The 22,138-nt window shown below is 67.7% G+C and carries 18 protein-coding genes and 1 riboswitch; of the genes, 8 read left to right on the top strand and 10 right to left on the bottom strand.

What is annotated here, in order from left to right; translation table 11 throughout:
- Positions 1-82: 82 nt before the first annotated feature.
- Positions 83-1,036 (top strand): Nudix family hydrolase, encoded by a 954-nt coding sequence (locus tag WDC87_RS02240; protein WP_072167855.1) that lies wholly within the window; start codon positions 83-85, stop codon positions 1,034-1,036.
- A gap of 102 nt (positions 1,037-1,138) precedes the next feature.
- Here WDC87_RS02240 and WDC87_RS02235 read toward each other — a convergent pair whose 3' ends face one another.
- Both WDC87_RS02235 and metF read right to left on the bottom strand, forming a co-directional pair.
- Complete coding sequence (locus WDC87_RS02235) at positions 1,139-1,723, bottom strand: DUF4124 domain-containing protein (RefSeq protein WP_072167856.1); 585 nt, start codon at positions 1,721-1,723, stop codon at positions 1,139-1,141.
- A gap of 40 nt (positions 1,724-1,763) precedes the next feature.
- Positions 1,764-2,591, bottom strand: a complete 828-nt coding sequence (gene metF, locus WDC87_RS02230; RefSeq protein ID WP_252745161.1) for a methylenetetrahydrofolate reductase [NAD(P)H] — start codon at positions 2,589-2,591, stop codon at positions 1,764-1,766.
- 150 nt (positions 2,592-2,741) lie between these two features.
- Here metF and WDC87_RS02225 point away from each other — a divergent pair, with 150 nt between their 5' ends.
- On the top strand, positions 2,742-3,299 hold the full coding sequence (locus WDC87_RS02225) for a DUF3228 family protein (RefSeq protein WP_072167858.1): 558 nt from the start codon (positions 2,742-2,744) through the stop codon (positions 3,297-3,299).
- Positions 3,300-3,340: 41 nt separating this feature from the next.
- On the opposite strand, the gene WDC87_RS02220 is transcribed toward WDC87_RS02225, so the two are convergent.
- Entirely contained in the window at positions 3,341-3,832 is a 492-nt protein-coding gene (locus WDC87_RS02220) for a hypothetical protein (protein WP_072167859.1), read from the bottom strand.
- Positions 3,832-4,305 (bottom strand): Cys-tRNA(Pro) deacylase, encoded by a 474-nt coding sequence (ybaK, locus tag WDC87_RS02215; protein WP_072167860.1) that lies wholly within the window; start codon positions 4,303-4,305, stop codon positions 3,832-3,834. The genes WDC87_RS02220 and ybaK overlap by 1 nt, the downstream gene beginning before the upstream one ends.
- A gap of 96 nt (positions 4,306-4,401) precedes the next feature.
- Here ybaK and WDC87_RS02210 point away from each other — a divergent pair, with 96 nt between their 5' ends.
- A complete protein-coding gene (locus WDC87_RS02210; protein WP_252745162.1) occupies positions 4,402-5,244 on the top strand; it encodes a tetratricopeptide repeat protein in 843 nt (280 codons plus the stop codon).
- A 21-nt stretch (positions 5,245-5,265) separates the two neighbouring features.
- On the opposite strand, the gene WDC87_RS02205 is transcribed toward WDC87_RS02210, so the two are convergent.
- From WDC87_RS02205 to ahcY, 3 genes are all read right to left on the bottom strand, one after another.
- Positions 5,266-6,606 (bottom strand): peptidoglycan-binding domain-containing protein, encoded by a 1,341-nt coding sequence (locus tag WDC87_RS02205; protein ID WP_227838008.1) that lies wholly within the window; start codon positions 6,604-6,606, stop codon positions 5,266-5,268.
- A 49-nt stretch (positions 6,607-6,655) separates the two neighbouring features.
- Entirely contained in the window at positions 6,656-7,444 is a 789-nt protein-coding gene (locus tag WDC87_RS02200) for a hypothetical protein (RefSeq protein ID WP_061478378.1), read from the bottom strand.
- Positions 7,445-7,703: 259 nt separating this feature from the next.
- The gene (gene ahcY / locus WDC87_RS02195) at positions 7,704-9,149 is read right to left on the bottom strand and encodes an adenosylhomocysteinase (RefSeq protein WP_072167863.1); all 1,446 of its coding nucleotides are present in this window, start codon (positions 9,147-9,149) and stop codon (positions 7,704-7,706) included.
- Positions 9,150-9,185: 36 nt separating this feature from the next.
- Positions 9,186-9,269: riboswitch (S-adenosyl-L-homocysteine riboswitch) on the bottom strand.
- Positions 9,270-9,389: 120 nt separating this feature from the next.
- Here ahcY and WDC87_RS02190 point away from each other — a divergent pair.
- Together WDC87_RS02190 and ppc are read left to right on the top strand one after the other, a co-directional pair.
- On the top strand, positions 9,390-11,906 hold the full coding sequence (locus tag WDC87_RS02190; RefSeq protein ID WP_072167864.1) for a prolyl oligopeptidase family serine peptidase: 2,517 nt from the start codon (positions 9,390-9,392) through the stop codon (positions 11,904-11,906).
- Between the two features lie 237 nt (positions 11,907-12,143).
- Entirely contained in the window at positions 12,144-14,855 is a 2,712-nt protein-coding gene (gene ppc / locus WDC87_RS02185) for a phosphoenolpyruvate carboxylase (RefSeq protein WP_227838002.1), read from the top strand.
- A gap of 38 nt (positions 14,856-14,893) precedes the next feature.
- Here ppc and WDC87_RS02180 read toward each other — a convergent pair whose 3' ends face one another.
- Together WDC87_RS02180 and metK are read right to left on the bottom strand one after the other, a co-directional pair.
- Entirely contained in the window at positions 14,894-15,400 is a 507-nt protein-coding gene (locus tag WDC87_RS02180; RefSeq protein WP_005415314.1) for an acyl-CoA thioesterase, read from the bottom strand.
- Between the two features lie 138 nt (positions 15,401-15,538).
- Positions 15,539-16,750 (bottom strand): methionine adenosyltransferase, encoded by a 1,212-nt coding sequence (gene metK, locus WDC87_RS02175; RefSeq protein WP_005408103.1) that lies wholly within the window; start codon positions 16,748-16,750, stop codon positions 15,539-15,541.
- Between the two features lie 337 nt (positions 16,751-17,087).
- Here metK and WDC87_RS02170 point away from each other — a divergent pair, with 337 nt between their 5' ends.
- From WDC87_RS02170 to WDC87_RS02160, 3 genes are all read left to right on the top strand, one after another.
- Positions 17,088-18,803, top strand: a complete 1,716-nt coding sequence (locus WDC87_RS02170) for a lysophospholipid acyltransferase family protein (RefSeq protein ID WP_252745163.1) — start codon at positions 17,088-17,090, stop codon at positions 18,801-18,803.
- The gene (locus tag WDC87_RS02165; protein WP_088497858.1) at positions 18,800-19,600 is read left to right on the top strand and encodes a UDP-2,3-diacylglucosamine diphosphatase; all 801 of its coding nucleotides are present in this window, start codon (positions 18,800-18,802) and stop codon (positions 19,598-19,600) included. The genes WDC87_RS02170 and WDC87_RS02165 overlap by 4 nt, the downstream gene beginning before the upstream one ends.
- Before the next feature lie 119 nt (positions 19,601-19,719).
- Positions 19,720-20,751, top strand: coding sequence for a metal-dependent hydrolase (locus WDC87_RS02160; protein ID WP_252745164.1), 1,032 nt, complete (start codon positions 19,720-19,722; stop codon positions 20,749-20,751).
- 544 nt (positions 20,752-21,295) lie between these two features.
- On the opposite strand, the gene WDC87_RS02155 is transcribed toward WDC87_RS02160, so the two are convergent.
- Positions 21,296-22,123: a class I SAM-dependent methyltransferase gene (locus WDC87_RS02155; protein WP_061478371.1), complete on the bottom strand. Its 828-nt coding sequence runs from the start codon at positions 22,121-22,123 to the stop codon at positions 21,296-21,298.
- Positions 22,124-22,138 lie beyond the last annotated feature (15 nt).

The following is a 22,138-nucleotide window of genomic DNA, read 5'->3' as shown; positions in this document are numbered from 1 at the left end:
AGCGGGGCTTTTCGTTTGTTGCGGGGGAGCTGCACCGGATCCGTGATTGCGCCGGCCGCCCTGTTCTGGGCATGCTTCCTCCATGCCTTCCCCCACCCGATCGATCCACGTCGTGGCCGCCGTCATCACCGACGCCCGTGGCCGCGTGCTGCTCAACCGCCGTACCGAGAACCGCGACATGGCCGGCCTGTGGGAGTTCCCCGGCGGCAAGCGCGAATCCGGCGAGACCTCTGAACAGGCGCTGGTGCGCGAGCTGCGCGAGGAACTGGGCATCGAGGCCGATGTCGGCGAGTGGCTGATGGACGTGCCGCAGCGCTATCCGGACAAGTATCTGACCCTGGAGGTGCGCCACGTGCGCAGCTGGAAGGGGACACCGCGTGGGCGGGAGGGCCAGGCCATAACCTGGGTGGCGCAGGACAAGCTGGGACGCTATTCGATGCCGCCGGCCGACCTGCCGGTGGTGGCCGCACTGCGCCAACCGGACCGCTACCTGATCACGCCGGCGCCGGCTGACGATGCCAGCGGCGTACAGCACTGGCATGACTGCCTGCAGCGCGCGGTCGCGGCGGGCCAGCAGCGCATCCAGCTGCGCCTGCCACCGGAACACCCGCAACGGCAGGCGATGATCGAACAGGCCGTGCGCGCGCATCGTCGCGGCGTGCAGTGGCTGCTCAATCGCGATGTGGCGCTGGCACGTGCACTGGGCGTGGGGGTGCACCTGGGCAGCGAGCAGCTGCAGGACCTGCAGGAACGGCCCTTGCCGGAAGGGCAGCTTGTCGCCGCGTCCTGCCACGACCTGGAGCAGCTGCAGGCGGCGCAGCGGCTGGGCTGCGACTTCGCGGTGCTCGGCCCGGTGCAGGCCACGGCCAGCCATCCCGATGCGGTGCCGCTGGGCTGGGAAGCCTTCGCCGCGCTGCGCGCGCAGGTGTCACTGCCGATCTACGCGTTGGGTGGGATGGCCGCCGGCCATATCGCCGAAGCCCGTCGCCATGGTGGGCAGGGTATCGCTGCGATTGGTGGGCTGTGGCCGGCGTGAGCCGGCATGCGCGGTTCGATCCCTGCGCAGCGGGGCTCTGACCCCATCGCGGCAATCCGGGGTCGGAGCCCTTTCCGCTGGAAAGGGATCCGACCCGTCCGGTCACAACGTGATCCAGAAACACCCGTATTGCCGCCGCAACCCCAGCACCGTCGAAGCGCGCGACACGCTGCCGGGCAGCGTCTGTTCCAGGCGCAGGCCGACCGGATGCCGCACGGTCGGCGGCTCCGGGTCGGATCCCTGCGCCGCAGGGGCCTGATCCTCATCCTGCGATTGCGGCAGCGCCTGCGAGGGATACACCGGTACCACGTCTACCAGGGGCCGCCGCGCCAGCGATTCCAGTTGACCGAGGATGCGCTGCGCACCGGCATCGGAGACTGCGCCCCACAGGTACAGCGACGACAACCGGTTCACATCGTTGCTGAGGATGCCGACGCGCAGTGCGTCCACCAGCTCGCTCAGGCGACGTGGGCAGCGCGCCCCCAGGGTGTCGCGCGACAGGGTGCTGCCGGTGGGCGCGGGCGGTGGCAATCGCGATCGGGCGCCGACACTGTCGCAGGGGCGGTCGGTGTACACGCTCTGCCCCCGTGCATCAGTGCAGCGGTTCAAGCGTGGGGACTGCGCATGGACCACGCTCGACGCCGAGCACAATGACAGCAGCAACAGCAGGAAGGAAAGCCGGTTCATCGACGCAGGGTAGCGCCGATCGTGGTGGCATGGCGTGCTTTCAGCCCTGCAGCAGCTTCAGCACCGACGTGGTCGGCCTGGCCAGGTTCAGGGTGCAGAAGTGCAGGCCCGGCGCGCCGCCCTCGACCAGGCGCTGGCACAGCCTGGCCACCACTTCGGTACCGAACGCCCGCACCGATTCGGCGTCATCGCCATAGGCCTGCATCTTGCGGCTGATCCAGCGCGGGATTTCCGCACCGCACTGCTCGGAGAAACGGCGCAGCTGGCTGAAGTTGGCGATCGGCATGATGCCTGGCGTGATGGGTACCTGCACGCCGAGCCGGCGCACGGCGTCGACGAAGTGGAAGTACGCATCCGGGTTGTAGAAATACTGGGTGATCGCCGCGTCCGCGCCGGCATCGATCTTGGCCTTGAAGTGCTTGAGGTCGGCCAGTGCATCGGAGGCCTGTGGATGGGTCTCAGGGTAGGCGCCCACTTCGATGCGGAACGCATCGCCATGTTCGGCGCGGATGAACTCGATCAGCTCGGCGGCGTAGCGCATGTCGCCGGGAAACCCCATGCCGGAGGGCAGGTCGCCGCGCAGCGCCACCAGGCGATGGCAGCCGATGGCGCGGTACAGCTTGAGCAGTTCGCGGATTTCCTGGCGGGTGCCGCCGACACAGGACAGGTGCGGTGCGGCCTCGAAGCCATGGTGCTGGTTGAGGTGGCGCACGGTCTCGGAGGTATAGCTCAGGGTCGAGCCACCAGCGCCGAAGGTACAGGACACGTACTCGGGACCGTAGTCCTTCAGCTTGGCTGCGGCACGATCCAGCTGGCTGCGCTGTTCGTCGGTCTTGGGCGGATAGAACTCGAAGCTGATGGCAGTCATGGCACGGGCGGCGGCGGCGGGTGGGGATCAGTATATCGCTTCATCAAGATGGATGTTCAGTGATTCTGTGTGCAGGCGCCGCGAGCGTAAGGCCGTGCAGGTGCTGCCAGCGGTTACCCTGTGCGGCGGATTCCTAGATCGCGCCGCACCATGTCCATCGTTCTTACCGATTTCGCCCGTCCCCGCCTGTTCCCGCGCATGCCGCGCGGCAACACCATCCAGGACTGCACTGCCGAACAGTTCGAGGCGTACCTCAATGCCCATGAACCGATGAAGGTCCTGCAAGGTTATGCCCCCTTCTGCAAACTGTTCGTCTATGAGAACTGGACCAGCACCCGGTGCCTGACGGTGCCGATCACCGAGGCCAACCGCCATCTGCTGCGCAGTGGTTACGAGGCGCGCAACCGGGAGGAACTGCCGGTACTGGTGCGCTGGTTCGAAGGCGTGGAATCGCCGCGCGCCAACTATCTGGTCGTCATCCTGTACAGCGCGGAGCAGCTTGCGAAGGAAGGCTCGCCGATCGAGGCTGATTGGGGCATCGTCGGCTGCATCTACACCGCTGAGCCGGACGAGGTGCCGATGGCCCCGATCACGATGATGCGCAATGCGCTGGGCGTGGAAGAGGGCGGCTCCGGCGTGCCGCTGGACCGCGAGGCGTACCGGCGTGCGGTGGAATTCTGGGAGAACAACGCCAATTGGCGGCCGTAGGGGAAGGACAGGCCAGTAGAGCCACGCCATGCGTGGCTGCTTCATCGTTCGACGGTTTTCCACTCCCACCAGGGGTAGTGATACTCGCGGTCGATCGCCTGCCAGTGTTGGCCGCAGCGGGTGCAGGCGACGCTATGGCAGTTGCCCCAGCCATCCTCCGCTGCGTCGAGCGACAGCAGCTGCATCTGCCCGTGTTCGATCAGCCGACGGGGGTCGAAGAACGGGTAGCCGGGGTTGAGCGCACACAGGCAGCCGGTGCCCGCGCGCCAGAAACGCAGCCGCTGCAGCGCCGCCTTCAGGTGCGCCTGGTTGCTGACCAGCATGCCGCCCAGCGCTATGCCTGCGCTGCGCTGCTCGATCAACGTCACGTGCGGTGCCAGCGCGTCCAGCGGCGCCGCATCGAACAGCCGGGCGAGCGTACGCGCGGCGTCGGTGATGCGCCCGCCGTCGCCTGACAGCAGGTCCTGCAGCAGCGCCTGGGCGTGGGCATTGTTGAGCATGGGGGCTGGCGCCGCAGACCAGGGCCAGCGCATCAGCGCGCCTTGCCGATGGCGGCGAAGTGTCCGCCGGTGAGCTGCAGCAGATCGCCCGGTGCCAGTTCCACTTCCAGGCCACGACGGCCGGCGCTGACATGCAGCGTGTGCAGGGATTCCGCACTGGAATCAAGAAAGGTGCGAAGGCGCTTTTTCTGGCCCAGCGGGCTGATGCCACCGACCAGATAGCCGGTCGCACGCTGTGCGGCGTCAGCGGCGGCCATCTCGCATTTCCTGCAGCGGGCAGCTTCGGCCAGCGCCTTCAGGTCCAGCTGGCCGGCGACCGGCACGATGGCCACCAGCAGTTCGTGGGTGTCGGTACTGGCCAGCAGGGTCTTGAACACCTGTGCCGGGTCCAGGCCGAGCTTTTCCACGGCTTCGCCACCATAGGAGGCGGCATGGGCATCGTGCACGTAGCTGCGCACGCTGTGGGCGATGTTCTCGCGCTTGAGCAGATTGATGGCGGGGGTCATGCGCGCATCGTAGCGCGCAGGGAATAACCTGCCTTGACCGAGGCTACTGGTGGGCCCCTGCGATAATGCGCGCTGTACACCGTCTGGACTCTCATCATGCGCGCACCGCCCCTGCTTCATGGCCTGACTCTGGATAGCGAACCGTGCGCGGGCCCGTACCCACCGCAGGGCTTCTGGCCGATCGCCGAAGGTGCACTGGGCAACGGTGATCAGTTCGGTCTGTACTGGCCGCTGGGTCGGGAGGCTGAGCCGCCCGTGGTCTGCGAAATGTTCCATGACGAGGGGCGGATGGTCTTCCGCCATTCCTCGCTGGATGTCTTCGCGCAATGGCTGGATGCCGGTGGCGCGGAACAGGACGACGATGACGGCTGCGAGCCGCGTGAGCACGCGGTACCGGATGCGGGATCGCCGTTGCCCTTGATCGAGCGTGCGCAGCGGCATGTACAGGCTGCCGAACCGGCCCAGGCAATCGCGTTGCTGGAGGATGCCTGCAGGCGCTTTCCGGAACTGCCGCGCGCGTGGGCCATGCTGGCAGGGCAGCAGATGCGCCGGGGCCAGCACGCGGCGGCCGTGGCGGCGGCACGTGCGGCGATCCTGGCCAACTGGGCTTTCGGCATTCCCGAGCCTGGCGTGCTGCGCATGCTGCGGGCCACCGATGCCGCCGGCGATCCTGTGCTGGCAATGGCGCAGCAGATGGGGTTCGCCTTCGGCGGCGCCAAGACCAACGCGGACCATGCGTGGATGCAGGCGTGCATCGATCAGTGCTGGGATGCGGGAGATACGCTGGCGGCACTGCGCATGAGCCAGAACCGCTGCTACGTGTTGAGCAGCGAGACGGTTTCCTTCCAGCAGCGCGAAGGCTTCGATCTGGAGGCCTGGCGGCGCGACTTCGCCGCACGGTGCCAGCGTGCGCTGCACGACGACCGGCAGCGCATGTAGATCCAGCCCGGCGACGCGGGATCAGCGCGACATCGATTGCTGCGTCTGTATCTGTTCCTGGGTCTGCCGCTGTGACAGCTCGTTGTCCAGCGCCTGGCTCTGCCGCGTGCTGTCCTGCAGGTTCTGGTTCACCGCCCGCGACAGGTCGACGTAGGTGCGGTGCATGGCGGGATCGCCGAGCTGGCCCTGCACCGCGAACACGCCCTGGTTGTCCGGCCGCGCCAGCACGGTATCGACCTGGCTCATGCCGGCCAACTTTGACTCGTAAGCCACCTGGCCTGCGGCGTTCTCGAGCTGGCTGCGGTCATTGAACAGCGGCGACAGGCCGCCCTGGCGCCGCTGTTCTTCCAGTGCTTCCAGCTTTTCCACGACCTGCTGGTAACGCGGGTTGTCGGCGTGGCCCGGGGTGGCCATGGTCGGCTCGGCCGCCTGTGCACGCTGCTGCGTGGCCACCTCCAGCGCCCCCAGGGTCGCGCCGCCAGCCTTGCCGTCTACGGTGAGGTGGTGATCCCGCTGGAACTGCTTGACCGCTTCCACGGTGCCGGGGCCGAAATCGCCATCGGCCACCAGCGGCTTGCCGTCCTTGCCCAGGTAGCCCAGGTCGGACAGCTTCTGCTGCATGGCCTGCACCTCATCGCCCTTGCTGCCGTTGACCAGCACGCCGTTGCCCGCAGGCGTGCCCGGTGACCCGTGCGAGGGAGCATGGGTGGGGGTGATGCCGATCTGGACCATGGCCCGGTCGAAGCGCTCATCGCGGCTGGCTACGGCGGCCTGCGACTGGATGCCGTACTTGGTGGCATCGACGAAGTTCTGCACGTCGCCGCGCGTCGGCGGATTGCCGGCCTGGACGGTGCCGCCCTGCAGCGTTTCCGCATTGCCGGCCAGATAGCTGATGAACTGCGGGCCCATGCTGCCGAACTGGTTGTCATAGTCCGCCATGGCCAGCTGCAACTCCGGGTTGGCGGCGATGGCATCGGCCGCGGCCGGATTGGTTGCACGTACCTTGGCGATGGCCTGATCGACACGCTCGATGGCGCTGTCCAGCTTGGCGTTGGTGAGCTCGTCCATCCTGGCCTGCGGAATGGCCTGCAACTTGGCGTCGAGCGCCGCCAGCTGCTGGGTGCTCAATCCGCCCTGCTGGGACAACAGTGCGATGTCGCCATCGGTGAAGCCGTTGTCGCGCAGGAAGCGCCTGGCCTGCGGATTGCCGCCGACATCGAACTGCACCAGCCCGAACGAATAGGTGCTTGCGCCTTTCTGTGCGTATGAGAAGTGGTCCAGGTGGCGGGTGTTGCCGCCCAGCTCGGTGTTGAGGAACAGCGTGGACAGCTGTTCGCGCGTAAGGGTGGAATCCGTTGCCATGGTCATCGTCCTTCAATGAGGGTAAAGCGCCGGGCGTGCCCGGCGATTGTCAGCCGGCGCAGTGCTGCTGGGTGAAGCCGAGCAGCTGTCGGATGGCCTGGGTGCCGTAAGCAGCCGGCGCCGGTTCGAGGGCGAACTGGCCAACCATCTGGTTGCTGCACAGCTGCACGTTGCGCCTGCCGGCGGAGGTTTCCTGGGTGCAGTTGGCTGCGAGCAGGGCGTTGGGGCCGCCGCCCATGTTCGTGGCGGCCGTGCAGCCCAGCAGGCGGCCTTCCTGGCCGTTCTCACCCAGCAGCGTGTTGAAGTTCGCCAGCTGGCTGTTGGGATCGCGCAGCACCAGCAGGTCCACGCATTGCTGCTGGCCGTCAGGGGCTTCGCATGCATCCTGGTCGACCAGGCCGTCACGCGTGGCGGACAGCACCTTGAGGCGATCGGCGTACACCTGCTGCAGGCACTGTGCATCGGTGCACAGGTCGCGGGTGTGCTCCTGCCAGCGCTGCTGTTCGGCGTGCAGCTTGCTCTGCCCTGCTGCATCGAGCGTGGCCTGTGCGGCAGTGACCGCCTTGCCCACGTCCGCATCCAGGCCGGTCAGGGTCGGGTCCTTGCAGACCAGGGTCTGTGCCGGCGACGCTGCATCGGCGCAGCCAGCGCTCGTGTCGGCGACCGTGGCGGGCGCGTCGGCGGCCTTGCCTGCGGGGCTGGCCTGTCCGCTGGCCGCAGCCGGAGCCGTAGCGCCGGCTTCGCCGGCAGGTGGGGTGCAGGCGGCCAGCAGGGCCACCCAGCACAGGGGCATCAGGGGCTTCATGGCCCGGTTCAGTCGTTCACGGTTGCGCGGCATGTCCTGTCCTTTGGTGTCTGCGTCCCGGCGCATGGCCTGCCGTTGGCAGCCCACGCGGGCGTAAAGCCTAGCAAGCGGCTTCTTAGTGCTCCGTGACAGGGTGCGCGGATCGGTTGCCGGGTGCCGCAACGCAGAACGGGCGCCCGAAGGCGCCCGTCCTGTCTGCATCCGTTGCCGGGGTCAGAGCCCTTTCATGCGGAAAGGGATCCGACCCCGCGTACGCCGGTAGTGCCGGCCGCTGGCCGGTACCCCGCAGGCATCAGTAGCGGTAGTGGTCCGGCTTGAACGGGCCTTCCACCGGCACGCCGATGTAGTCGGCCTGTTCCTGGCTCAGGGTGGTCAGCTTCACGCCGATCTTTTCCAGGTGCAGGCGGGCCACTTCTTCGTCCAGCTTCTTCGGCAGCAGGTAGACCTTCTTCTCGTAGCTGTCCTTGTTCGCCCACAGGTCGATCTGTGCCAGGGTCTGGTTGGCGAAGCTGTTGGACATCACGAAGCTCGGGTGGCCGGTGGCGCAGCCCAGGTTCACCAGGCGGCCTTCGGCCAGCAGGAAGATCGCGTTGCCGTTCGGGAAGATGTACTTGTCCACCTGCGGCTTGATGTTGACATGCTTGATGCCCGGGTAGGACACCAGTGCATCGACCTGGATCTCGTTGTCGAAGTGGCCGATGTTGCAGACGATGGCCTGGTCCTTCATCGCGCTCAGGTGCTCGATGCGGATGATGTCGCGGTTGCCGGTGGTGGTGACATACAGGTCGGCACGGCCCAGGGTCGACTCGATGGTGTTGACTTCATAGCCTTCCATCGCCGCCTGCAGCGCGCAGATCGGGTCGATCTCGGTGACGATCACGCGCGCGCCGTAGGCACGCAGCGAGGCCGCGCAGCCCTTGCCGACGTCGCCGTAGCCGCAGACCACGGCCACCTTGCCGGCCAGCATCACGTCCATCGCGCGCTTCAGGCCGTCGGCCAGCGACTCGCGGCAGCCGTACAGGTTGTCGAACTTGCTCTTGGTGACCGAGTCGTTGACGTTGATCGCCGGGATCAGCAGGGTGCCGGCCTGCGCCAGCTGGTACAGGCGGTGCACACCGGTGGTGGTCTCTTCGGAGACGCCCTTCCAGTCCTTCACCACGCGGCCCCAGTAACCCGGGCGCTCCTTGGCCACGCGCTTGAGCAGGTTCTTGATGACCTGTTCTTCGTGCGAGGCAGAGGGGGTGTTGACCCAGTCGCTGCCGTTTTCCAGTTCGTAGCCCTTGTGGATCAGCAGGGTCACGTCACCGCCGTCGTCGACCACCAGTTCCGGGCCGGTCAGGGTGCCGTCGGCCAGGGTGAAGGTCAGCGCGTCCAGGGTGCAGTCCCAGTACTCTTCCAGGGTCTCGCCCTTCCAGGCGAACACCGGGGTGCCGGTGGCGGCGATGGCGGCAGCCGCGTGGTCCTGGGTCGAGAAGATGTTGCACGAGGCCCAGCGCACATCGGCGCCGATGTCCTTCAGGGTCTCGATCAGCACCGCGGTCTGGATGGTCATGTGCAGCGAGCCGGTCACGCGCACGCCCTTCAGCGGCAGTTCGGCCTGGTACTTGCGGCGGATCGACATCAGGCCCGGCATTTCGTGCTCGGCGATGTCCAGTTCCTTGCGGCCCCAGTCGGCCAGCGTGATATCGCGGATCTTGTAATCACCTTCGGTGGAGAAGGTCTTGGCAACAGCGTTCATTCGTGTGCTCCGGTTGTGGGCGAGCGGATGCTCGCATCTAGCCGGGCGCCGTTGTTACAAAGCCACCTTACCGAGCCTGGCCGGGCCTCGTGGGATCCGGTCGCAGCGCCCCTCGGCAGGGGAGAACCCCCATTATATCGCGGCCCCAGCGTGACATCGGCATGACCCAACCATCGGCAGATGGGGCCACGTGCACGGCCTGTTAAGGTCGGTGTTTTCACGCATCACACAGGTGGAACGATGAGCATGCACGCGCGCCGCACACGGCGCTGGACCGGCCTGGTCCTGTCGATGGGGCTGCTGGCGGTGGCCCCGCTGGCCTGGGCGGCCGCTTCGCAGCCCGTTGCCGCGCAGGCGCAGGGTGTCAACGGCTACGAACTGCCATCGGCCGCACTGCAGGCAGTGGTCGATGCCCCGCGCGCGCCGTCGCTGTTCCTGTCGCCGCGCCGCGACGTGGCCGCGATGATGCAGATGCCGTCGCTGCCGTCGATCCAGGTGGTGGCGCAGCCGGAACTGAAGCTGGCCGGCCTGCGCATCAACCCGCGCACGTTCTCCGACAGCCGCTTCAGCTTCGGCGAGAAGCTGTGGCTGATGAACGTGGCCGATGGCAAGGAGCGGCAGATCAGTGGCCTGCCGGCCACGCTGTCGATCGCCAGTGTGATGTGGTCGCCGGACCAGAAGTGGCTGGCGTTCAACCAGGTCGATGCCGCCAGTGGCGCCAATGAACTGTGGCTGGTGGATGTGGCCGGTGGCAGTGCCCGTCGCCTGGTTGCCGGCCTGAACACGGTGATCGGTAGCGGCTACCAGTGGCTGCCGGACAGCCGCGGGCTGGTGGTGTTCGCCCGCCCGGCCAACCTGGGGCCAGCCCCGGCCGCCGACGGCGTCCCGACCGGCCCTGCCGTGCAGCAGACCAGCCAGGGCGGCGGCGTGGTGTCGATCCGTACCTATCAGGACCTGCTGAAGAACGAAGCCGACGCTCGCCAGTTCGATTACTACGCTACTACCCAGCCGATGGAAGTCGGCCTGGATGGCAGTACCCGCGCGATCGGTGCGGCCGGCATCTTCATGGGCTTCTCGGTGTCGCCTGACGGCCGCTTCGTGCTGCGCCAGCCGGTGCAGCGTCCGTACTCCTACGTGGTGCCGGTAAGCAGTTTTCCGCGCCGCATTGAAGTAATCGACCGGGCCACCGGCAAGCTGGTGCATACCGTGGCGGTGCGCCCGCTGGTGGAAGGCCTGCCGACCGGCAACGATGCCGAAGTGACCGGCGTGCGCGACATCAGCTGGCGCGGTGATGCCGATGCCACCCTGGTCTGGGCCGAAGCGCAGGACGGTGGTGATCCGAACCAGGAGGCCAAGGTGCGCGATGCGGTGCTGATGCAGGCCGCGCCGTTCGACAAGCCGCCGGTCACCCTGGCCCAGCTTGGCAGCCGCCTGAGCGGCATCAACTGGGGCCGTGGCGACCTGGCCCTGCTGACCGAGTCGTGGTGGAAGACCCGCAGGACCAAGACTTGGCTGATCGCCCCGGACAACGCCGGTGTCGAGCCGCGCCTGCTGTGGGATCGTGACGCGCAGGACCGTTACGCCGATCCGGGGCGGCCGCTGCTGGCCAGCGATGAACGTGGTCGCTCGCTGCTGCAGACCAGCCCGGATGGCAGCAGCCTGTACCTGGCCGGCGCCGGTGCTTCGCCGGAGGGCGACCGCCCGTTCGTGGACCGCTTCGACATCGCCACGGGCAAGGCGACGCGCCTGTTCCATTCGCAGGCGCCGAGCTATTCGCTGCCGGTGGCATTGCTGGACAACCAGGGCAATTCGCTGCTGCTGAGCCGCGAGAGCCCGGACGAACCGGCCAACTACTACGTGCAGTCGCTGGCCGATGCCCGTGCCGCACCGCGCGCGCTGACCCGTTTCGCCCATCCGCTGCCGCAGCTGAAGGGCGTGCAGAAGGAGCAGATCCGCTACAAGCGCAAGGATGGGGTCGACCTGACCGCGACACTGCTGCTGCCGCCGGGCTACGACCCCAAGCGCGACGGCCCGCGCCCGCTGCTGATGTGGGCCTACCCGGGCGAGTTCAAGAGCGCGGCCGCGGCCAGCCAGGTGACCGATTCGCCGTATCGCTTCAATGCGGTCAGCTACTGGGGCCCGCAGGCGTTCCTGGCCAAGGGCTATGTGGTGCTGGCCAGCCCGTCGATGCCGATCATTGGCGAGGGCGACAAGGAACCCAACGACACCTACATCGAACAGCTGGTGGCCAATGCGCAGGCGGCGGTGGATGAAGTGGTGCGGCGTGGTGTGACCGATCGCGAGCGCATCGCCATCGGCGGCCATTCCTACGGTGCGTTCATGACCGCCAACCTGCTGGCGCACACCCGCCTGTTCAAGGCCGGCATCGCGCGCAGCGGTGCCTACAACCGCACGCTTACTCCGTTCGGTTTCCAGGCCGAGGAGCGCAACTACTGGCAGGCGCAGGACGTCTACCAGAAGATGGCGCCGTTCAATTACGCCGACAGGATCAAGGATCCGATCCTGTTCATCCACGGCGTGGACGACAACAACTCCGGCACCTTCCCGATCCAGAGCGAGCGCATGTTCGCCGCGGTGAAGGGCCTGGGTGGTACCGCGCGGCTGGTGATGCTGCCCAACGAATCGCATGCCTACCGGGCACGCGAATCGATCATGACCATGCTGGCCGAGAGCGAGCGCTGGCTGGAGCAGACCATCGGCCCGGCCGAGCAGGGCAAGGCGAAGAAGAAGCGCTGATACCTGCATGAGGGCGGCCCCTGTAACAGGGGCCGCCTGTGCGGCTGCGGCGCCGCCCGAGCATGGGCTCGGGCGCTACACGGTGTCACGCGCCACGACGCTTGTAGAGCCGAGCCCATGCTCGGCTGCGTCCGCCAGGGATGCGTGCAGATGAAACCATTTTTGCATCGCAGCACGCTGCCCGTTCTGGTTTAGGCTTGGGATCTGGATCCGTTGACCGAGGCCTGTGCGTCGCCGATGAACGAGTACCGCAGCAGCATCGAGTTTGCTTCCCCCGATCTTCCGCTTCGCGATGACGTGCGCCGGCTCGGCGCACTGGTCGGTGACCTGCTGGTCGAGCAGGTATCGGCGGCCTTCCTCGACGAGGTCGAGGACGTGCGCACCCGCGCCATCGCCCGTCGCGAGAACCAGGCGCCGCTGTCGGAGCTGGCCGAAGGGCTGGCCGGGCGCACGCCGCAGCAGGCCGAGACCATGGTGCGGGCCTTCAGCACCTACTTCCAGGTGGTCAACATTGCCGAGCGCGTGCATCGCATCCGCCGCCGCCGTGACTACCAGCGTGCCGGTACCGCAGGGGCGCAGCCTGACGGCCTGCAGGATGCGCTGCAGCACCTGAAGGCGCAGGGCGTGGGCCTGGACGAGCTGGCGCAGTGGCTGCCGCGCATCGACATCGAACCGGTGTTTACCGCGCACCCGACCGAAGCGGTGCGCCGTGCGCTGCTGGAGAAAGAGCAGCTGATGGTGGCCAGCCTGGTCGACAACCTCGACGGCCAGCGCACGCCGGGGGAAGCGGCCGCCGATGCTGCGCGCTTCCGCATGGCGCTGACCGCGTCGTGGCAGACCACTGATTCCTCGCCGGTGCGGCCCACCGTCGATGACGAGCGCGAGCACGTCGGCTTCTATCTGGTGCAGGTGCTGTACCGCGTGATTCCGGTGCTGTACGAATCGCTGCAGCAGGCGCTGCGCGATACCTATGGTGAAGAACTGCCACTGCCGCGCCTGCTGCGCTTCGGTACGTGGGTGGGCGGGGACATGGACGGCAACCCGAACGTGGATGCCCACACCATCCGCAGTACGCTGGATGCGCAGCGGCAGGCGGTACTGGCGCGCTACCAGAAGGAACTGCTGCAGCTGGCCAGCCTGCTCAGCCAGTCCACCGAGCGGGTGGGCGTGAGCGATGCGCTGCAGGCGCGCGTGGCGCACTACCAGCAGCTGCTGCCGCAGGTACAGTCGCGCCCGCGCCATGCCGACATGCCCTACCGCCTGCTCAACGATCGCATGCGTGCTCGCCTGCAGGCCACGCTGGAAGACGGCGAGGGCGCTTACGCCGGCCCGGATGAACTGATCGACGACCTGCAGCTGATCCTCGACAGTTTGCGCGCCAATCGCGGCGAACACGCTGGCGGCTTCGCCGTGCAGCGGCTGTTGTGGCGGGTGAAGACGTTCGGCTTCCATCTGGCGCGGCTGGACGTGCGCCAGGAATCGAGCGTGCATGCGCGCGCGCTGGCGGCGGTGCTGGGCGGCGACCCGGCGTGGGAGGGCCTGGATGCATCGGGCCGTGCGCGCCTGCTGGCACCGCATGCCAGCGGTGAGGTGCCGTTGCCGGAAGGCGACGACGACGGCAACCGGCGGCTCGACGCCGTGTTCGCTGCATTGGCCGATGCCCGTGCGCGGCATGGCGGCGATGCACTGGGCAGCTACATCATCTCGATGGCACACGACCGCAGCGACGTGCTGGCGGTGCTGGCGCTGGCACGCCGTGGCGGCCTGGTGGAAGAGAACGGGTCAGTACCGCTGGATATCGCGCCGCTGTTCGAGACGGTGGATGACCTCAAGCGCGGTACCGCCACGCTGCGCGACCTGCTGGAGGATCCGGTGTACCGCGCGCACCTGCAGGCACGCGACGACGTGCAGATGGTGATGCTGGGCTATTCGGACAGCAGCAAGGACGGCGGCATCGCCGCCTCGCGCTGGGGCCTGCAGCGCGCGCAGGTGGAACTGCTGGAGGTGGCGGCCGAGGCCGGCATCCGATTGACCTTCTTCCATGGCCGGGGCGGTTCGATCAGCCGTGGTGGTGGCAAGACCACCCACGCCGTGGATGCGTCGCCACGCGGCAGCATCGATGGCCGCCTGCGGGTGACCGAGCAGGGCGAGGTGATCCATCGCAAGTACGGCATCCGCGCGCTGGCCCTGCGCTCGCTGGAGCAGGCCACCGGTGCAGTGCTGCGCGCCAGCCTGCGTCCGCGTGCCGCCGAGCCGCGCGAGGACGCGTGGCGGCCGGTGATGGATGCGGTGGCTGCGGCCAGCAGCGAGGTGTATCGCGCGTTCGTCGGCCAGCCCGGTTTCATGGATTACTTCCGTACCGCCACGCCGATCGACGTGATCGAGCGGATGACGCTGGGTTCGCGGCCGTCGCGCCGGCTCGGCCAGGACGCAGCGCTGGGCAACCTGCGTGCGATTCCCTGGGTGTTCGCCTGGAGCCAGGCGCGTGCGGTGATTCCCGGCTGGTACGGCGTGGGCAGTGGCCTGCAGGCCGCGGTCGATGCCGGCCACGAACAGACCCTGCGCGATATGGCGCGGGACTGGCCGTTCTTCCGTACCTTCCTGGATGACATCGCGATGGTGCTGTCCAAGGGCGATATCACCATCGCCGAGCAGTTCTCGCTGTTGTCGGGTGAACTGCACGGGCGCTTCTTCCCACAGGTGCAGCGCGAACTGGAGCTCACGCGGCGCTGGCTGCTGGCGCTGATGGACCAGAAGACGCTGCTGGACCACGACGCGCGGCTGGCGCTGTCGATCCGCCTGCGCAATCCCTACGTCGATCCGATCAGCGTGCTGCAGGTGGATCTGCTGCAGCGCTGGCGGGCCAGCGGGCGCGAGGATGACGATCTGCTGCGCGCGCTGGTGGCGTGCGTGAACGGCGTTTCGCAGGGCGTGCAGAACACAGGGTGACCTGGCGTTGGTAGTGCCGGCCAGCGGCCGGCACTACCTCATTCCTCCGGCGACGGCGGGTTCGACGCCAGCAGTTCCAGGTGGCGCTGTTCCATTTCCTGGCGCAGCTGGCGGCGGATCTGTGCTGCGGCCTGGCGGCGCTTTTCGTCGGACGTTGCCGGCTGCAAGGGCGGGACAGGCGTCGGCCGGCCTTCTTCATCCACTGCGACCATCGTGAAGAAGCAGCTGTTGGCGTGGCGCACGCTGCGCTTGAGGATGTCCTCGGCCACCACCTTGATGCCGATCTCCATCGATGAGGTGCCGGTGTAGTTCACCGAGGCCAGGAAGGTGACCAGCTCGCCGACCGCGATGGGCTGGCGGAACATCACCTGGTCCACCGACAGGGTGACCACGTAGCTGCCGGCATAGCGGCTGGCGCAGGCGTAGGCCACCTGGTCAAGCAGGCGCAGGATGGCGCCACCATGGACCTTGCCGGAGAAATTGGCCATCTCCGGCGACATCAGCACCGTCATGGACAGCTGGTGGGTTTTCAGTTCGGTCGACATGCGGCGATTGTATCGGCAACCGGTCGTGCCGGCCGCTGGCCGGCAACCACGCGGTTGTTTCCGGAGGCCATGAAAAAGCCGGCCAGCGGCCGGCTCTACCAGAAGCAGAAGGGCCGCGTGAGCGGCCCTTCGTGTTGCTTACTTCAGCTTCGCATCGGCGCGCAGGGCGGCGGCGCGGTCGGTCTTCTCCCAGGAGAAGGCCGTGGCGTTGACGGTCTCGCCTTCGCCGTTGAGGTAGCTGAACTCCTTCGGCTTGCGGCCGAAGTGGCCATAGGCCGCGGTCTGCTGGTACATCGGGTGGATCAGGTCCAGCATCTTGATGATGCCGTACGGGCGCAGGTCGAAGTGCTTGCGGATCAGCTTCTCGATCTTGTCGTCGCTGATCTTGCCGGTGCCGAAGGTGGTGACCGAGATCGAGGTCGGCTCAGCCACGCCGATGGCGTAGGAGACCTGCACTTCGCAACGGTCGGCCAGGCCGGCAGCAACCACGTTCTTGGCGACGTAGCGGGCCGCGTAGGCGGCCGAACGGTCGACCTTGGACGGGTCCTTGCCGGAGAACGCGCCACCACCGTGACGGGCCCAGCCGCCGTAGGTGTCGACGATGATCTTGCGGCCGGTCAGGCCGCAGTCGCCCACCGGGCCGCCGATCTCGAACTTGCCGGTCGGGTTGATGTGGAACTTGGTGCCCTTGTGCAGCCACTTGGCCGGCAGCACCGGCTTGATGATCTCTTCGCGGACGGCCTCGATGAGGTCCTTCTGCTTGATGCCCGGGGCGTGCTGGGTCGACAGGACCACGGCGTCGATGGCCGAGACCACGCCGTTTTCATAGCGCAGGGTGACCTGGCTCTTGGCGTCCGGGCGCAGCCACGACAGCGGCGAGTTCTTCTTCTTGCGGATCTTGGCCTGCTGCTCGACCAGGCGGTGCGACAGGTGGATCGCGGCCGGCATGTAGCTGTCGGTCTCGTTGGTGGCATAGCCGAACATCAGGCCCTGGTCGCCAGCGCCCATTTCTTCCGGCTTCTTGCGGTCCACGCCCTGGGCGATGTGCGGCGACTGCTTGCCGATCAGGTTCAGCACGCCGCAGGTGGCGCCGTCGAAGCCGACGTCGGAGCTGTCGTAACCGATGTCCGTGATGACCTTGCGGGTCAGCGCTTCCAGGTCGATCCAGGCGCTGGTGGTGATTTCACCGGCCACGATGGCAACGCCGGTCTTGACCATGGTCTCGCAGGCCACGCGGGCGCGCTGGTCCTGGGTCAGGATCGCGTCCAGCACCGCATCGGAGATCTGGTCGGCAACCTTGTCCGGATGGCCTTCGGAGACCGACTCGGAGGTGAAGAGATAGCTGGACATCAGGCGTAATATCCCTTGATTCGGATGGAAAGATGGGCGCGCATGATACACGGGGTGCGCCGCCTGTGCATTGTGAACCGGTACCGGTTGCCGGTGGTTAAGCCCGCGTAGGCCCGGCAGGGGCCGTCATGACGGGATTGGGGGCCAGCCTCGAGGCCCAGTGTTCCACCCGCGCGACAACAACAGACAGGGCTGCCCAACCCCCGACCGCGCAGGGCGCGACCCGGCCGTCAAGGGGGCCGGCCGTCATCGTTCTGCCCCGAAACCGCCATCTGGCTGCCGCCTGCCGGGCGCAGGCTGTCGGCCAATCCGGCCGCCGGGCATCAGTGGATCCGCCATGCAGGAACTCGAACAGCGTCTCCAGCAACGTTTCCCCGATTGGTTCCATGGCCGCCGTGGCCAGCTGGCACGGCCGCTGCTGCGCAGCGTCGGCCGCTGGTCGCGCCTGGACCAGATCGAAGCCTTCCTGCAGCGCAGCTCAGGCCTGCGCGGCTTCGGTTTCGTCGCCGCCGGCCTGGAGTTCATCGGCGGCCAGTACCAGGTGGATCCGGCCGCGCTGGCGAAGATTCCGGCCACCGGCCGCCTGCTGATTGTCGCCAACCACCCTTCCGGGGCGCTGGACGCACTGGCCTTGCTGGACGCAGTCGGCCGTATCCGCCGCGATGTGCGGATCGTGGCCAACGACCTGCTGGGGGCGATCGCGCCGCTGCAGGATCTGCTGTTGCCGGTGCGCATCCTGGGCGGCAAGGCGCAGCGCGGCAGCCTGCATGCGGTGGAGCAGGCGCTGGCCGCCGAGCAGTGCGTGATCGTGTTCCCGGCTGGCGAGGTCTCGCGCCTGTCGCTGCGCGGCATCCGCGATGGCCGCTGGCAGCGCGGATTCGTCCGTTTTGCCCGCGCCGCCGGTGCGCCGGTGCTGCCGGTGAGGGTGGAAGCGCGCAACTCGGCGCTGTTCTATGGCGCCTCGACCCTGTTCAAGCCGGCCGGTACCGCGTTGCTGGCACGCGAGATGTTCACCCGTCGTGGCCGCCCGCTGCGGCTGAGCATCGGCGAGCCGATGCGGCTGGGCGACGGCGGCGACCCGGGTGCCCAACTGCTGGCGGTACGTCGCGCACTCTATGCGCTGGGCCGCAATGGCGCGGCCGGCAATGCCGCTGCCTGCGCGGGCCCTGAGCTGCTGGCCGCCCCGGTGCCACCTTCGCAGGTCGCCGCTGGCATCGCTGCTGCCACCCAGCTGGGCCAGACCGCCGACGGCAAGCAGATCCTGCTGGCCACCTGCACTGCCGATTCGCCACTGCTGCTGGAACTGGGCCGCCTGCGCGAACTGACCTTCCGCCAGGTGGGTGAGGGCACCGGCCGCAGCCGTGACCTCGACAACTACGACCCGCAGTACGAGCACATCGTGATCTGGGACGCCGCCGCGCAGCGCATTGCTGGCGCGTACCGGATCATGCGTGGTGCCCACGCGTTGGCCCGGCACGGCCTGTCCGGGCTCTACAGCGCGTCGCTGTTCCGCTATTCCGACGATGCCATCACCCACATCGCCGAGGGCCTGGAACTGGGCCGCAGCTTCGTGGTGCCCGATTACTGGGGCAGCCGCAGCCTGGACTACCTGTGGCAGGGCATCGGTGCCTACCTGCAGTGCCGGCCGGGGATCCGCTACCTGTTCGGCGCGGTGTCGATCAGTGCGGCCTTGCCGCGCGATGCGCGCGAGCAGCTGGTGGCGTACTACCAGCGTTATTACAGCGGCACCGCCGGCATGGCCGAATCGAACCGGCCGTTCCAGTACTTCGCCGCACCGCCCAGTTTCGGTGAGCTGGATGCAGGCGCCGCGTTCGACGTGCTGAAGGCCAACCTGGCTGCACTCGGTACCGGCGTACCCACGCTGTATCGCCAGTACACCGATCTGTGCGAACCGGGCGGCGCGCGCTTCCTCGCCTTCGGGGTGGACCCGGACTTCAGCGATTCGATCGACGGCTTGATCGAGGTGGACCTGTGCGCGGTCCGGCCGAACAAGCGCAAACGTTACCTGCGCGACGCGGGGACGCCGGCATGAGCACGCTGGCGAACCTGTCGCCGAACCGGCGCGCGGTGTTCGTTTCCGATGTGCACCTGGGCTCGCGCCATTGCCATGCCACCGAGCTGGCGCGATTCCTCTCGCAGCTGCGCTGCGAACGGCTGTACCTGGTGGGCGACATCATCGACCTGTGGTGGATGGCGCACCGCCGTGCCACCTGGCGGCAGTCGCACAGCGAGGTCATCCAGGCGCTGCACGCGCTGCGCCGTGCCGGCACCGAGATCATCTACATTCCCGGCAACCACGACGCTTCGCTGCGCCAGGTCTGCGGTCTGATGCTGCCGGCGATGCAGGTGCGCCGCCGCGCCATCCACGTGACCGCCGATGGCCGCCGGCTGCTGGTCGCGCACGGCGACGAGTATGACGGCGTGACCCACTTCGGCGGCCTGCAGGAAAAATTCGGCGACTGGCTGTATTACCGCATCCTCACCGGCAACCAGGCCTTGAATGCAGTGCGGCGGCGGCTGGGCATGCGCTACTGGTCGCTGTCGGAGTTCCTGAAGAAGCGCAGTGGCGCCGCTGAACGCTACATCGAGCGTTTCGTGCAGGCCGGGCTGGACGACGTGCGCCGACGCGGCCTGGACGGCATCGTCTGCGGGCATATCCACCGCGCCGCGCTGATTGAACGCGATGGCCTGGTCTATGCCAATGACGGCGACTGGGTGGAGAGCCTGACCGCACTGGCCGAAGACCACGACGGCGCGCTGCGCCTGCTCGACCATAGCGGCCAGACTCTGCTGGAACTGCCCGGCGCGCGGTTGTCGCAGGCGGCATAGCCCGCGTCTGTCCCGCTGTAGAGCCGAGTCCATGCTCTGCTGCCGTTACGCGCAACGAAGAGCAGCCGAGCATGGGCTCGGCTCTACATACACCGCGCGCAAGCCGCTAGCATCGGCCCATGGATTCATTGACCCAGATCGTACTCGGCGGCGCCGTCGCTGCTGCCATCGCTCCGCCCGGCCATCGCCGCGCGGCCCTGCTGGCCGGTGCCGCGCTCGGCACCTTGCCGGACCTCGACGCCCTGTGGCTTGGCTTCACTGCGGCCGACCCGGTGGCGAACATGACCGAACACCGCAGCTTCAGCCATTCGCTGCTGGTGCTGCCCTGGGTGGCCGCACTGATCTGGTGGTTGTTCAAGCGCTTCGGCAACGGCCGCGTCGCGCAGTCACCGCTGCGCTGGTTCTGGGCGATCCAGCTGGCGCTGGTTACCCATCCCGTGCTGGATGCGTTCACCGTCTACGGCACCCAGTTGTGGTGGCCGCTGCGGCCACACCCAACCATGGGCTCCAGCGTCTTCATCATCGACCCCGGCTACACGGTGTGGCTGCTGCTGGGCTGCGTGCTGGCCTGGTTCGGTCGTGCGCGGCCCTGGGCGGGCAAGGTGCTGGGCGCGGCGTTGCTGCTCAGCAGTGGCTACCTGGGCTGGGGGCTGATCGCCAAGGCGCAGGTCGATCGGGCCGCGCAGCGGAGCCTGGCCGCGATGGGCCTGGGCGATGCGCCGCGCTTCTCGGTGCCGATGCCGTTCAACACCCTGCTGTGGCGGGTGGTGGCGATGACGCCCAATGGCTACGTGGTGGGTGATCGCTCACTGGTGGCCGACCATGGGCCGATGCGGTTCGAGGGCCGTCCGTCCAACGTGCAGGCACTGCGCGAAGCGTCTGCAATTCCCGCCGTGCAGCGGCTGCAGTGGTTCAACCGAGGTTTCATGCGGGCGCAGGTGGTGGACGGCCGGCTGGTGCTGAGTGACCTGCGCATGGGGCTGGAGCCGGACTACACCTTCAACTTCGTGGTGGCCGAGCAGGCCGACGGGCAGTGGCGGCCGATAACGCCCGAGCAGGTGCGAGTGGATTACAGCAGCCCGGCCGCGCGCGCCGACGCAGGTCGCCGGCTGGCCGCGATGTGGCAGCGGATCTGGCATGCGCCCGAGTAGATCCACGCCCTGCGTGGATGACGGGACATCGGCGGTGGCAGCCACGCATGGCGTGGCTCCACTGCGTCGATCAGCGCCCGCAGCCGGTGCCGTTGAGTAGATCCACGCCATGCGTGGATGAAGGGACATCGGCGTTGGCAGCCACGCATGGCGTGGCTCTACTGCATCGATCAGCGCCCGCAGCCGGTGCCGTTGAGTAGATCCACGCCATGCGTGGATGAAGGGACATCGGCGGTGGCAGCCACGCATGGCGTGGCTCTACTGCGTCGATCAGCGCCCGCAGCCGGTGCCGTTGAGTAGATCCACGCCATGCGCGGATGAAGGGACATCGGCGGTGGCAGCCACGCATGGCGTGGCTCTACTGCGTCGATCAGCACCCGCAGCCGGCGCCGTTGAGTAGATCCACGCCATGCGTGGATGAAGGGACATCGGCGTTGGCAGCCACGCATGGCGTGGCTCTACTGCGTCGATCAGCGCCCGCAGCCGGTGCCGTTGAGTAGATCCACGCCATGCGTGGATGCGGGAGCATTAGTGCCGCGTCGGCTCAATACACCGTCGCGCGGCCCTGCACGAACGAGTAGAAGAACACCGCATTCGGGTCGTTCTGCACCAGGCGGAACTCGCGGCGCATGCCTTCCACGGTGTCCTCGTCCACCGAGCCGGCCTGCAGCAGCTGGTCGGCCGCCGACAGCAGCAGCTGCTCCCAGAACGCGATCATGGTCTTGCGACGCGCCGGTTCGCGGTTGTCCAGGTGGATGGTCTTGATCTCGGTATGCACGTCGCGGAAGCCGCCGGCTAGCAGCAGGTTGCCCAGCTTGGCGCCGACGAACGGGTCGCCGCCGTGGTCGTACTGGAAGTCGTTGAAGGCCATCCAGTAGCGCCAGATGTGCGGCGAGTACGGGTCGAGCAGGAACGAGGCATTCATCACTTCGGTGATGTAGACCGGCGAACCCGGTGCCAGCACGCGGCGCACTTCGCTCAGCACGCGGGCAGGGGAGGGGACGTGTTCCAGCACCCAGCACAGGAATGCCGCATCGAAGCTGCGGGCCTCGAACGGCAGTTCGCCGGCATCGGCCTGCTGCAGGGTGTAGCGGTCGCTGCACCACGGCGTGCGCGCCAGGTTCTCGCGCGCCGTGGCCAGCTGCGTTTCGCTCAGGTCCACGCCGGTCACGTGCAGCTCGGGGAAGCGGCGCAGCAGGATCTCGGTCTGCGCACCGACGCCGCTGCCGACTTCCAGCAGGCGCCGTGCACCGCTGTAGTCGATCTGGCCGAAGATGCTCGATTCCAGCAGGCGCGCCTGGGTCATCAGGCGCTGCTGTTCGGTGCCGGAAAACCCGTGCAGGTAGGTCGGAGAGGAGATCGGCGGGGTCATGGAGGCGGGCTCTGG

Source organism: Stenotrophomonas maltophilia group sp. Smal12, from assembly GCF_037079935.1.
Taxonomy (GTDB): Bacteria; Pseudomonadota; Gammaproteobacteria; order Xanthomonadales; family Xanthomonadaceae; genus Stenotrophomonas; species Stenotrophomonas sepilia.
The sequence above is the reverse complement of the archived record's forward strand: the minus strand, read 5'-3'. Positions and strand labels throughout refer to the sequence as shown.

Coding starts and splice junctions, on each gene's coding strand:
- WDC87_RS02170 (WP_252745163.1), top strand. CDS start 17,088: ATGCAGGAACTCGAACAGCGTCTCCAGCAACGTTTCCCCGATTGGTTC.
- WDC87_RS02190 (WP_072167864.1), top strand. CDS start 9,390: ATGAGCATGCACGCGCGCCGCACACGGCGCTGGACCGGCCTGGTCCTG.
- WDC87_RS02210 (WP_252745162.1), top strand. CDS start 4,402: ATGCGCGCACCGCCCCTGCTTCATGGCCTGACTCTGGATAGCGAACCG.
- WDC87_RS02220 (WP_072167859.1), bottom strand. CDS start 3,832: ATGCGCTGGCCCTGGTCTGCGGCGCCAGCCCCCATGCTCAACAATGCC.
- WDC87_RS02200 (WP_061478378.1), bottom strand. CDS start 7,444: ATGCCGCGCAACCGTGAACGACTGAACCGGGCCATGAAGCCCCTGATG.
- WDC87_RS02240 (WP_072167855.1), top strand. CDS start 83: ATGCCTTCCCCCACCCGATCGATCCACGTCGTGGCCGCCGTCATCACC.
- WDC87_RS02165 (WP_088497858.1), top strand. CDS start 18,800: ATGAGCACGCTGGCGAACCTGTCGCCGAACCGGCGCGCGGTGTTCGTT.
- WDC87_RS02205 (WP_227838008.1), bottom strand. CDS start 6,606: ATGGCAACGGATTCCACCCTTACGCGCGAACAGCTGTCCACGCTGTTC.
- ppc (WP_227838002.1), top strand. CDS start 12,144: ATGAACGAGTACCGCAGCAGCATCGAGTTTGCTTCCCCCGATCTTCCG.
- WDC87_RS02225 (WP_072167858.1), top strand. CDS start 2,742: ATGTCCATCGTTCTTACCGATTTCGCCCGTCCCCGCCTGTTCCCGCGC.
- metK (WP_005408103.1), bottom strand. CDS start 16,750: ATGTCCAGCTATCTCTTCACCTCCGAGTCGGTCTCCGAAGGCCATCCG.
- ahcY (WP_072167863.1), bottom strand. CDS start 9,149: ATGAACGCTGTTGCCAAGACCTTCTCCACCGAAGGTGATTACAAGATC.
- WDC87_RS02235 (WP_072167856.1), bottom strand. CDS start 1,723: ATGAACCGGCTTTCCTTCCTGCTGTTGCTGCTGTCATTGTGCTCGGCG.
- ybaK (WP_072167860.1), bottom strand. CDS start 4,305: ATGACCCCCGCCATCAATCTGCTCAAGCGCGAGAACATCGCCCACAGC.
- WDC87_RS02180 (WP_005415314.1), bottom strand. CDS start 15,400: ATGTCGACCGAACTGAAAACCCACCAGCTGTCCATGACGGTGCTGATG.
- WDC87_RS02160 (WP_252745164.1), top strand. CDS start 19,720: ATGGATTCATTGACCCAGATCGTACTCGGCGGCGCCGTCGCTGCTGCC.
- WDC87_RS02155 (WP_061478371.1), bottom strand. CDS start 22,123: ATGACCCCGCCGATCTCCTCTCCGACCTACCTGCACGGGTTTTCCGGC.
- metF (WP_252745161.1), bottom strand. CDS start 2,591: ATGACTGCCATCAGCTTCGAGTTCTATCCGCCCAAGACCGACGAACAG.